Genomic DNA, 232 nt, shown 5'->3' on the forward strand with positions numbered 1-232 from the left:
CTTGCTGAAAGAGAGTGATTCGTTCAAATTGTGCTGTCGTTCTTGTCGTCACTGGGATAAGCCAGCCTGCTTGATGAATTGCCTGTAAGGATGCTTTCGTTTCAATCGACACATAGGAAGGCGGCCGGTCGTCCAGCACCTCAATTAATTCGTATGCTCCCTTGTATGCATACTGCTCCAGCATGCGATGTGAGTATATCAGTGTCGGGTCTAAGTCAGTGGCAAATGCCAT

Annotated in this window: 1 protein-coding gene; it reads right to left on the reverse strand. The window is 47.8% G+C overall.

From position 1 onward, the window contains the following. Positions 1–232 (reverse strand): HAD family hydrolase (locus tag KVT11_RS20725; protein WP_483297940.1); only part of this gene is annotated, 232 nt, incomplete at both ends.

This window comes from Bacillus sp. GbtcB10, from assembly GCF_019091365.1.
Lineage (GTDB): Bacteria > Bacillota > Bacilli > Bacillales > Bacillaceae > Bacillus > Bacillus altitudinis.